At 66.1% G+C, this 8,996-nt stretch carries 11 protein-coding genes; 2 read left to right on the top strand and 9 right to left on the bottom strand.

Going from position 1 to position 8,996, the window contains the following annotated elements:
* Nucleotides 1-18 precede the first annotated feature (18 nt).
* The gene (locus GXB81_RS29205; protein ID WP_167040122.1) at nt 19-570 is read right to left on the bottom strand and encodes a sigma-70 family RNA polymerase sigma factor; all 552 of its coding nucleotides are present in this window, start codon (nt 568-570) and stop codon (nt 19-21) included.
* A gap of 14 nt (nt 571-584) precedes the next feature.
* Nucleotides 585-737, bottom strand: a complete 153-nt coding sequence (locus GXB81_RS29200; protein ID WP_167039957.1) for a hypothetical protein — start codon at nt 735-737, stop codon at nt 585-587.
* Nucleotides 738-1,150: 413 nt separating this feature from the next.
* Between GXB81_RS29200 and hfq the strand changes: the two genes are divergently transcribed.
* Nucleotides 1,151-1,630 (top strand): RNA chaperone Hfq, encoded by a 480-nt coding sequence (gene hfq / locus GXB81_RS29195; protein ID WP_205991030.1) that lies wholly within the window; start codon nt 1,151-1,153, stop codon nt 1,628-1,630.
* Nucleotides 1,631-1,663: 33 nt separating this feature from the next.
* On the opposite strand, the gene GXB81_RS29190 is transcribed toward hfq, so the two are convergent.
* On the bottom strand, nt 1,664-1,891 hold the full coding sequence (locus GXB81_RS29190) for a hypothetical protein (RefSeq protein ID WP_205991029.1): 228 nt from the start codon (nt 1,889-1,891) through the stop codon (nt 1,664-1,666).
* 234 nt (nt 1,892-2,125) lie between these two features.
* On the opposite strand from GXB81_RS29190, the gene GXB81_RS29185 reads away from it, so the two are divergent.
* Nucleotides 2,126-2,329: a hypothetical protein gene (locus GXB81_RS29185; protein ID WP_205991028.1), complete on the top strand. Its 204-nt coding sequence runs from the start codon at nt 2,126-2,128 to the stop codon at nt 2,327-2,329.
* Between the two features lie 280 nt (nt 2,330-2,609).
* Here the strand turns inward: GXB81_RS29185 and GXB81_RS29180 are convergent, their stop codons facing one another.
* The 6 genes from GXB81_RS29180 to GXB81_RS29155 all read right to left on the bottom strand — a co-directional run.
* Nucleotides 2,610-3,329 carry a DUF2968 domain-containing protein gene (locus tag GXB81_RS29180; protein ID WP_167040130.1) on the bottom strand — a complete coding sequence of 240 codons (720 nt, stop codon included), beginning with the start codon at nt 3,327-3,329 and terminating at the stop codon, nt 2,610-2,612.
* A gap of 47 nt (nt 3,330-3,376) precedes the next feature.
* Nucleotides 3,377-4,768: a sigma-54 dependent transcriptional regulator gene (locus GXB81_RS29175; RefSeq protein WP_167040132.1), complete on the bottom strand. Its 1,392-nt coding sequence runs from the start codon at nt 4,766-4,768 to the stop codon at nt 3,377-3,379.
* 10 nt (nt 4,769-4,778) lie between these two features.
* A complete protein-coding gene (locus tag GXB81_RS29170) occupies nt 4,779-6,650 on the bottom strand; it encodes a TadG family pilus assembly protein (RefSeq protein WP_241016571.1) in 1,872 nt (623 codons plus the stop codon).
* Between the two features lies 1 nt (nt 6,651).
* Nucleotides 6,652-7,089 (bottom strand): DUF3613 domain-containing protein, encoded by a 438-nt coding sequence (locus tag GXB81_RS29165; RefSeq protein WP_167284304.1) that lies wholly within the window; start codon nt 7,087-7,089, stop codon nt 6,652-6,654.
* A 34-nt stretch (nt 7,090-7,123) separates the two neighbouring features.
* Nucleotides 7,124-8,155 carry a pilus assembly protein gene (locus GXB81_RS29160; protein ID WP_241016570.1) on the bottom strand — a complete coding sequence of 344 codons (1,032 nt, stop codon included), beginning with the start codon at nt 8,153-8,155 and terminating at the stop codon, nt 7,124-7,126.
* A 17-nt stretch (nt 8,156-8,172) separates the two neighbouring features.
* The coding region (locus GXB81_RS29155) for a type II secretion system F family protein (RefSeq protein WP_205991027.1) at nt 8,173-8,996 on the bottom strand (824 nt) is incomplete at its 5' end.

The following is an 8,996-nucleotide window of genomic DNA, read 5'->3' as shown; positions in this document are numbered from 1 at the left end:
CGTAGTCGTCGTTGTTCATTATGGATTTCTCACCACTTTCAGCGGCGCCACGTTACGCGCCGCCGGTGCCGAACCCTGGCTCGGTCCCTCGGCGGGCCCTTGCGCGAGCAGCGCGCGCAGATGCTCGCGCGCCCGCGAAAGCCGCGACATCACCGTGCCGATCGGCACGCCCAACGCCGCCGCTGCCTCCTGATAAGTCAGTTCCTCGACGCCCACCAGCAGCAGCACCTCGCGCTGTTCGAGCGACAGGCCATACAGCGCGCGCTGCACGTCGCGCAGCACGAGACCGTCGACTTCGCCCTGCGGCGCTTCGAGATTGCGCCACGGCGCGCTTTCGTCGTCGACGGCGATCTCGCGGCGGCCGCGCAACTGATCGATGTAGAGATGCCGCAGGATCGTCAGCAGCCATGCCCGCATGTTGCTGTTCGGCCGGAACGCCGACCAGCGCGCGAGCGCGCGCTCCGCCGTATCCTGCACGAGATCGTCGGCCCAGGCGTAGTCGCCCGTCAGCGCGCGCGCATAGCGGCGCAACTGCGGGAGCCACGCGATCACTTCCGCTTCGAACGTCACCCGGCGCGCGGCGCTCAGTAGCCGCCGCCGCTGCTATTGCTGTTGCTGCTCGAGCCCGACGCGGCGTTGTCGGTCGTCGCGGCGCAGGCGCCGCTCGCGAGCGTGCCGAAGGCGAGCGCGAGCAGCACGAAGAGCGAGGACAGAATACGGGATGCTTTCATCATCATGAGTCTCCTGACGATCGATCGCGCGAGCCGATCCGCGCACGCGATCCGGGCGGGCGGCCGCGGAGTGCGGCGTTGCCCTACACGACTGAACGCCAATGGCGCGCGGTTTATTCCACCGCGCGGCGGCGTCGGCGAACGCCGCGTTTCGGTGCGGGCCTGCCGCTTCGATGCGCGGCTATCCGGCGCGCCTCTTCCTTTTCCGCCAGGCGTGCCGGCCATGCCTGGAGAGGCAGCGAGAAGGCGCCATTGCCCAGCAGATTCGTAACTCAACGTTACAGTGCGCCGTTATCGGATGCTTATGTGCCCACAAGCCGTTATAGTGGATAAAGTTCGCCCCCGGCGCGTTCAGCCCTCGAATAGAGCAGAAAGGGTAGAATCGCGGCGAACAACCGTTTATCTAACCCGAATTGTCCATGGCTTCTGCAGAATCGCATCCGCAAAACGACTTCATGAACGCTGCGCGCAAGGAACGAAAGCGCGTCGAGATCTATCTGGTCAACGGCATTCGCCTGACCGGGTGCATCGAGTCGTTCGATCAGTATCTGGTGATGCTGCGCACGCCCGTCGGCCTGCAAGGCATCTACAAGCGCGCGATCTCCACGATCCAGCTCGACACCGGCACGCGTCCGGCGCCGCGCACGGGGCGCCCCTCGCACGGCGAGCACACCGGCGGACGCGGCCCGCATGGCTCGCGCGAGCATCGTGAGCCGCGCGAACCGCGCGAGTCGTATGGCGCGCCGGCCTCCTCCGAGCGCCCCGTCGGCGAACGCAGCAGTTCGGACGGCCCGGTGGTCGTCACGCGTCGGCGCCGTCTGTTCGGCACCGGCGGCGAAGGCGGCAATCACGGTGGCAACCATGGCGGCGCGGGCGGTGCCGGCAACGGCAACGAATAAGCGCGCGTCACAGCGCCTGGTCACAGCGCCCGGCTAGTCCGCGGACGAGCCGAGCCGCTGCAGAATTTTCTCCAGCCGCATCACCTGCTGATCCGTCAGCTCGAATCCTCCTTTGACCCCTAGCACGCGACGTCGCCAGTACACGGCGTCGAGCATGCGCAGCGCCGGTTGCTTCGTCGCCCAATTCAGGTGCTCCAGTTCCGCTTCCACGACGTGCGAGGCGAAGAAACGCCGCGCACAGGCAGTTTTTTTCCCGTTCATTTGATTCGCTGTCTTGTCGTTGAGTGAGGTCCGCGCGTCGCCAGCAGGCAGCCACGCGAAGACACACGGAGAACGAATCGCCGCAGGCCGCTTTCAAACGGCGCGCCTATGCCGTTGGGTCTATGCCGTTCGGTCTATGCCATCCGGCCGAGGTTCGGCCACGGCCGCCATGCGCTATGCGCTATGCGCTATGCGCTATGCTGAATAGTCGACTCTCTATTTGCGGAGCACGTCATGACCAGCAGGAACCAGCATGCCACTCACCCCGCGCGCACGCGGCGCGCACCGGCCAGTTCCGCCGCAAGTTCCATCGATAGCCGGCTCGACGAAGCGCTGATGGAAAGTTTTCCCGCGAGCGACCCGATCGCCGTCGACATGGCGGAGCCGCATCGCGAACGGACGCGCAAACCACGGCCCGATAGCAGGAAGCGGCATTGATGCGAATAGCGGTATGAATGACGCGGCGATGAAACCTGCGCGGGTTTCTTTCGCGCTTTTGCGTTTTGTGCGACGGGGATAGCGCAGCCTGCGTACGCCGTTGTGGACTACGCAGGAATGCGAGATCGAGATGGGATCGAAGTGGGATTGAAATGCCGCGAATGAGACCGCGGCGACACTGCCGCGAATCTAGCGCCGTCACCCGCCGATGAACCGGGCGGCGCCGTCCTCCGCGCCCTGCCCGCCCCATCCGGCGATGACGATGTTCACGCCAGCGCGCTCAGTGCGGCGGCAAACCGCTTTCCAGCTCGCGCTGAAGTTCGCGCACCTGGCGCTGCGCGGCACGCAACTGGTCCTGTGCGGCCTGCTTCTGCTGTGCCAGCGCGGTGGCCTCGGCACGCTTCTGCTGCTGCTGGCTCGCAACGATGCTCTGCTGCTGACGCGCCACGTCGAGGTCGGCCTGCAGGCGGTTCGCGCGGTCCTGCGACAACGCGATCATGCGCTGCGTGAACGCCTTTTGCGCTTCGAGCTGCGTGCGGCGAATTTCGACATCGGAGAGCTGCACGGTCTGCCGCACGAAATCCTTGTAGATGAGTTCGGCGCGCGTCACGTCCTGCGTCTTGATCACGCGCCAGAAATTCTTCTGCTGGAACAGCGCGACGTAGTAAGTCATTTCCTTGCCGTAGAACAGCAGGCTCGCGCCGTACGTACCGTTGTAGGTGGTGCGTAATTCAGTCAGGTCCGAGCCGCGGATCATCTGCTGCAATTCCGCCACGTTGCCCGCGGCCGATTGCCGGTTTTCGTCCGGCGTCAATGCGGTGGTGTCCGCCTGTCCGGCTTGCGAGGTATCCGGCAACGCGGCGCTCGTACCCGGCTGGGACACGACCGCGCTGCTTGCGCCACTGCTCTGCAGAGCCTGCGCATTCACGCCTTGCGCGGCGCCGCCCAACACGATGAATGCCGCCAGAGCCATCTCCCGCAGCGTCGACTTTCGGTCCATGTAGTTCCCGCTTCAACAGTTTTTGTTTTAGTGCAAACGGCGCATTATTACTCACTTTCGCGGGTTTCGGGCTCTTCGTCGAAAATTTGGTACTTGCGCATTTTTTCCCACAAAACCTTGCGGCTAATACCGAGATAAAGCGCCGTATCCTGACGCCGCCAGCTGTTCGCGTCGAGCGCGGCCAGCACGCGATTACGCTCCGCCATGTCCCATTTGCTGCGGTCGACGAGCACCTCGGCCGCGCTCTCCACCGGCACCGGCTGGCTCGTGCGCGCGAGCGCGAGCAGGCGCTGCAAACGCGCCGCATCCCACGCGCCGATCTGGCGCACCGTCACGCCGATCCGCTCGGCGAGGTTGCGCAGCTCGCGCACGTTGCCGGGGAAATAGGTGTCGGCCACCGCATCGGCGAGCCAGTACGGCAGATCGGGCAGCGCGGCGAGCCGCTCGGCGCCGACCACCTGCGCGATGAATGCCTTGAAGATCGCGATCTTGTCGACCGCGCCGCGCTCCTCGAGCGACGGAATCTTCAGCTCGATCACCGCGAGCCGGTAGTAGAGATCGGCGCGGAACGTGCCTTCCTTGACCAGTTGCGGCAGGTTCTTGTTGGTCGCCGCGACGAGCCGGAAATCGAGCTTGACGGGGTTCGCCGAGCCGATGCGCGTCACCGCGCTGTCTTCGAGCACGCGCAGCAGCTTGACCTGCTGATAAAGCGGCAGATCGCCGATTTCGTCGAGAAACAGCGTGCCGCCGTCGGCCTGCTCGAAGTAGCCCTTGTGCGCGACCACCGCGCCCGTGAACGACCCTTTGGAGTGGCCAAAGAACAGCGATTCGAACAGGCCGTCCGGAATCGCGCCGCAGTTCACGGCGATGAACGGGCCCTGGCCGTAGCGGCCGTGTTTTTCGTGCAGCAGTTGCGCGATGCGTTCCTTGCCGACGCCGGTCTCGCCGTGCACGAGCACGCTCGTGTCGCAATCGGCGAAGGTGTCGACTTCGTGCAGCAGCGCCTGCATGCACTCGGAGTTCGCGATCATCGCGTCGGACTCGTGCGTCTTCGCGCTGTGCGCGCGCATCTGCAGCACGAGCTTGGTGACCATGCCGCGCAATTCGGCGCAGGTGAAATCGAGCGGCAGGATATGCGAGTACTCGGACGGATAGGCGGCCGGGTCGTGCTCGCGCGGCGCCGCGCCGACCCACACGACCGGGATGCCGTGCGCGGCCTGCCAGTCGCGCACGATCAGCGCGCCGCTGTCGATCACCGACACGCTGATGATCGCAAGCGACGGCCGCAGCGCGGTGCGCTCGGGCGAAATCGCGATATCGTCGGCGCGGATCACTTCGACGTCGAAGCTTGCCATGCAGCGCGCCACACGGTCGACGATATCGGCCTTGCCCTCCCAGACGTAAATATCGAGTTCCTCGATTTTGGTGGTGGTTCTCATCTTGGATAGGCTATTGGACCAGTTGCGGAACGCCGCACGTCAGCGACATGTTATGGACCGTGGCGGTGCCGATCTGCACGCCGAGCAGCGACAGGACGGGGACGACGACGGCGTCGAGCAATGAGAAGACGGGTTGGAGCAGAGGGGTGAGCACCGTCGCAACCGCAGTAAGAATGGGTGAAATGAGCCCCGAAAGATCGACCGAGTTATTGAGAATCTTCAGGCTCAGGGCCTTGGGCAAATAACCCAGCAGTTGCGTGGTCAGCACCGAAGCGTCCGTTCCCACTGCGTTGGAATTGACGCTCTGAACCGAGTCGAAGCTACCCGATGAGCCGTTGAAAACAAGCGGCGTTGGCGTATTAGGGCCGAGAGTCAGTGGCTGGCTAGTAGTGTTTAGCATCACATTGGCCACTACTGTGTTGGCCCCGAGAACCTGGGCCGAAACAGCCGCCACGCCAATCGGTTGAGTGCAAGCCGGATCACTTGCGAAACAGGCTCCCGCGATGCTCGGCGTCACCTCGATAGTCGCGCTGGTCGCCGCCTTTGTGCTCTCGCAATCGACCGAGCTCAGTCCAGCGGTACCCTGCGCAACGGACACCTGCACGGCAATCGGCGTACTCAGCGCGGCAACTGATACCGACAGCAACGGGGGAACGCCCACGGTGAGCGTCGGCAGCCCCACCGGCAATAACGTAACGCCCAAGTTGATCACCGCCGTGCGCGCCTTCGTTCGATAGTCCGTCACGCCGTTGACGGTCGTCGTCCCCCCCTCACCCACGGCGAGCACAGGCGGATTGATCATCTGCAACGAAATCTTAGCAATACCCGCAAGCCCCGCCGACACCTTGATCACCGGCCCCGGCGTGCCGTTAGGCCCGCTCTGCGCAATCTGCGCGGCCACCATCAGCGCGTCGAACGCATTGATCGTCGCGGTCGCCGCCGAATTCGCATTCGCGAGTCCGAGCGCTAGCAAGCCCGGCGCGGACGTGCCGCCATCGCCGATCGTAATGTTCTGCCCGCCCGGCACCGCAACTTCCAGTGCCTGCAGAATATTCGCGTTGACCGTATCGCCACCGGCCTGTAACGCCTTGACCATCGCCACCATCAGGTTCTGAAAACTCACCGTGGTATTGAGCAGCCCTTGCATCGACGCGGCCCCAAGTGCCGCGCGCAGATCGTCGAGCTTGATATGCGCGCTCGCGAGACTCTGCGTATCGCCGACGCTCAATGAAATGCTGCTCTTCAGCAGCCCACCGAGAATCGCGTTGAGCAGCGCCGACTGCTGCGTGTTCAACGACGCGATGCCCGTACCGAGCGAGAACGCGTCGATGTTCGTCGCCATCGCCGTCGACGTCGCCGTCACGTTGATCGGCGAACCGACGAGGAAAAACATCGGCAGCCTCTGCGTCACCTGCACCTGCACCGCATTGAGCGGATTGCCGTTCGAGTTGTTCGAGCCGAAATAGGTCTTGCTGCTCGTGTCCCAGCGGCCGCAGGTCGGGCTCAGCGTATAGGTCTGACCGTCGGCGTTAAAGCCGTTGCTCGAGGCATTCGAGAACGCGGTACTCTGCGCGGCCGTACAGCCGCCCTGCGAGCCGATCACCTGGGCAGCCGCCATTGCCGACATATCGGCCGTGCGCTGCAACTCGCGGCGCACGAAATACACGTTGCCGACGTCGATCGCGCCGAGCGCCGCGAGCGTCAAACCGAGCGCAATCGCCGCGACCATCGCGACCGAACCACGCTGACGGCGCATGCTGCCCGCGCGTCGCACCCGCGCGAGCCAGCGCACGCGCGGGCGGCGCGCGTCACCGGCTGCAGGGGCGTCATGCGCCGCGTCCACCGCGGGCTCGCGCGACGTCTGGACCGAAGCCTTGCTCATATCAGTTCCAGCCGCCCGAGCCCGAACCGGAGCCGCCGTTCGAGCCGCCGCCCGAACCACCCGAGCCGCTACTGGAGCCGAGCGTCGAGCCATACCACTCGGGAATCTTGTTGTTGAACGAATTCAGATAACGCTTGTACGCGAGCCCGGCTTCGGCGCCGAGCATCGGCAGCGCCGGTGCGGCCTGTTCGTTGCTGCGTTGCATGTCGACCCATGCGAGCGTCGAGTGGCCGACCTCGCTCGCACGCACCTTGGGCTGTGCGGCCTGCACCGCCGGCGTCGGCCCGGCGGTCGGCGAGTCGGTCTGCGCGCTCGCCGGTTCGTTCGTCTGCGCGACAGCCGAAGCGGCACCGAACACCGTCATCGCGAACACGCCCGCGATGGCCCCCACGCAGCGCACCGATGCGCGCCAACCCCGAGTTTCCGTTCTGTTTGTCATCTTCACTCCCTGAATCCGTGACGAGCGGGCGCGCTTACTGCGCGAACCGCTGCAACAGGCGCGGCGCGGGTTCGATGCCCATGCTCGCGACCGTGCGTGCATCCGCGGCCGGCGGCTGCGGCTGCGTCTGCCCCTGCTCTTTGGCCTGCTTCTGTGCCTCGCCCTGCCTCGACGCCGCGCCTTGCTGTGCCTGTGCCTGTGCCTGTGCCTGTGCCTGTGCCTGTGCCTGTGCCTGTGCCTGTGCCTGTGCCTGTGCCTGTGCCTGTGCCTGTGCCTGTGCCTGTGCCTGTGCCTGTGCCTGTGCCTGTGCCGCCTGCATGCGCGCACGCTCCGCCACGGCCACCTTCGCCGCATCGCCACGCAGCGCCGCGCGCACGTCCGGCGCGAACTGCTGCTGGTTCATCACCGCGAGCACCTGCGCGTCGCCGCCGCTGACGAGCAGATACAGCACCACGTTGGCGACGATCTTCGGGTTCTTCTGATCGAGCTCGGCCGCCTTCATGAGCGGCACGCGCGCGCCCTCGACGTCGCCCTCGCGCAGCAGCGCATAGCCGAGGTCCGACAGGGTCGTGGCATCGGTCGGCGCAAGCAGCGCCGCCTGCTGCAACTGCTGCGCGGCGCGTCCGAATTCGCCGGCCGCACCCTCGATCAGGCCCAGCCCGCGATAGCCGCGCGCCGCCAGCGGCGTCTTCAGCAACTGTCCGTACACGGCCGCCGCGGCGGGCGCCTGGTCGGTCATGCGCAGCGCGTCGGCGCGCAGCAGGATCGTCTCGGGGCTCGTGCCGTACTGCTTTTCGTAGGCGTCGATATGCGCGAGCGATGCGAAGTACAGCCCCTGCGCCTGCATCTGGTCGATCAGGCCGAGGTACATGCCCGGCGTGTCGGGCGCCGGGTCCTTGTTGAGCTGCTGCGTCATCATCGCGCGCTCGGCCTGCGCGCCGACGCCGTAGCCGAGCGGCTCCTTCGACGCGCACGCGCCGAGCAGCGCCAGCACCGCGAGCGCCGCCGCTGCCGCAGCGGTACGCGCATGCCGCTTAGGGTTGTGCCGGGAAAAACGCTGAGTCATGGCCGATCCTTAGTGCCTTAGTGCCTGGCCGAGCGGAACGAATGCTGGACCGCCAGCACCCCCGGCCCGGCGGTCACGATCATCAGCGCGGGCAGCAGCGTGACGATCATCACCCCGGTCATCTTCACGGCGAGCCGGCCGATGCGTTCGCGCAGCATCGCGCGGCGCGCCTCGCGCAGACGGTCGCCGAACTGCTTGAGCGGTTCCTGCACCGCGCCGCCGTGCCGGTCCACCTGCACGAGCAGGCGCACCACCGCGCGCAGGTCCTCGTTGTCGTAGCTCGACGACAGCCGGTTCAGCGACTGCTCGCGCGTGCGGCCGGTCGCGAACTGGCGCTGCGCGATTTCGAGTTCGCCCGCGAGCACCGGCAACATGCCGCGAAAATCGTTGACCACCACCTGCAGCGCCTGATCGAGCGACAGCCCCACGCCTTGCAGCAGGCGCAGCAGATCGACGAGCAGCGGCAATTCGTTGACCACGCCGGCGCGCCGCTTGCTCGCACGCCGGCCCAGCACGAACTTCGGCAGCATGAAGCCCAGCATCGCCGCGATAACGACGAGCGCGAGGTAACGGATGCCCGCGACGTGTCCGCGCGCCAGCACGCCGACCAGCAGCGGCAGCACGATGCCGGCCGCGAGACGCGCAATCAGGAACAGGCCGCGCGTGCGCGTGTCGACGAAACCGCATTGTTCGAGCAGCCGGCGATCTTCCTCGGCGACGATCTGGCGGCCGAACGGCGTATCGAGCCAGCGCGCGCCGGTATGCGCGAAACGTTCGAGCAGCCCCCTGAAGCCGGCCGGCCGGGTGTTGCGCGGCGCCGGTTTCGCGTTCTGCGCGGCGA

This window comes from Paraburkholderia sp. Ac-20336, assembly GCF_017105025.1.
Classification (GTDB): domain Bacteria; phylum Pseudomonadota; class Gammaproteobacteria; order Burkholderiales; family Burkholderiaceae; genus Paraburkholderia.
The sequence above is the reverse complement of the archived record's forward strand: the minus strand, read 5'-3'. Positions and strand labels throughout refer to the sequence as shown.

What these genes read in the sequence shown, in the direction of transcription:
- GXB81_RS29190 (WP_205991029.1), bottom strand. Translation starts at nt 1,891, where the DNA reads ATGAACGGGAAAAAAACTGCCTGTGCGCGGCGTTTCTTCGCCTCGCAC.
- GXB81_RS29175 (WP_167040132.1), bottom strand. Translation starts at nt 4,768, where the DNA reads ATGAGAACCACCACCAAAATCGAGGAACTCGATATTTACGTCTGGGAG.
- hfq (WP_205991030.1), top strand. Translation starts at nt 1,151, where the DNA reads ATGGCTTCTGCAGAATCGCATCCGCAAAACGACTTCATGAACGCTGCG.
- GXB81_RS29165 (WP_167284304.1), bottom strand. Translation starts at nt 7,089, where the DNA reads ATGACAAACAGAACGGAAACTCGGGGTTGGCGCGCATCGGTGCGCTGC.
- GXB81_RS29180 (WP_167040130.1), bottom strand. Translation starts at nt 3,329, where the DNA reads ATGGACCGAAAGTCGACGCTGCGGGAGATGGCTCTGGCGGCATTCATC.
- GXB81_RS29185 (WP_205991028.1), top strand. Translation starts at nt 2,126, where the DNA reads ATGACCAGCAGGAACCAGCATGCCACTCACCCCGCGCGCACGCGGCGC.
- GXB81_RS29200 (WP_167039957.1), bottom strand. Translation starts at nt 737, where the DNA reads ATGATGATGAAAGCATCCCGTATTCTGTCCTCGCTCTTCGTGCTGCTC.
- GXB81_RS29160 (WP_241016570.1), bottom strand. Translation starts at nt 8,155, where the DNA reads ATGACTCAGCGTTTTTCCCGGCACAACCCTAAGCGGCATGCGCGTACC.
- GXB81_RS29170 (WP_241016571.1), bottom strand. Translation starts at nt 6,650, where the DNA reads ATGAGCAAGGCTTCGGTCCAGACGTCGCGCGAGCCCGCGGTGGACGCG.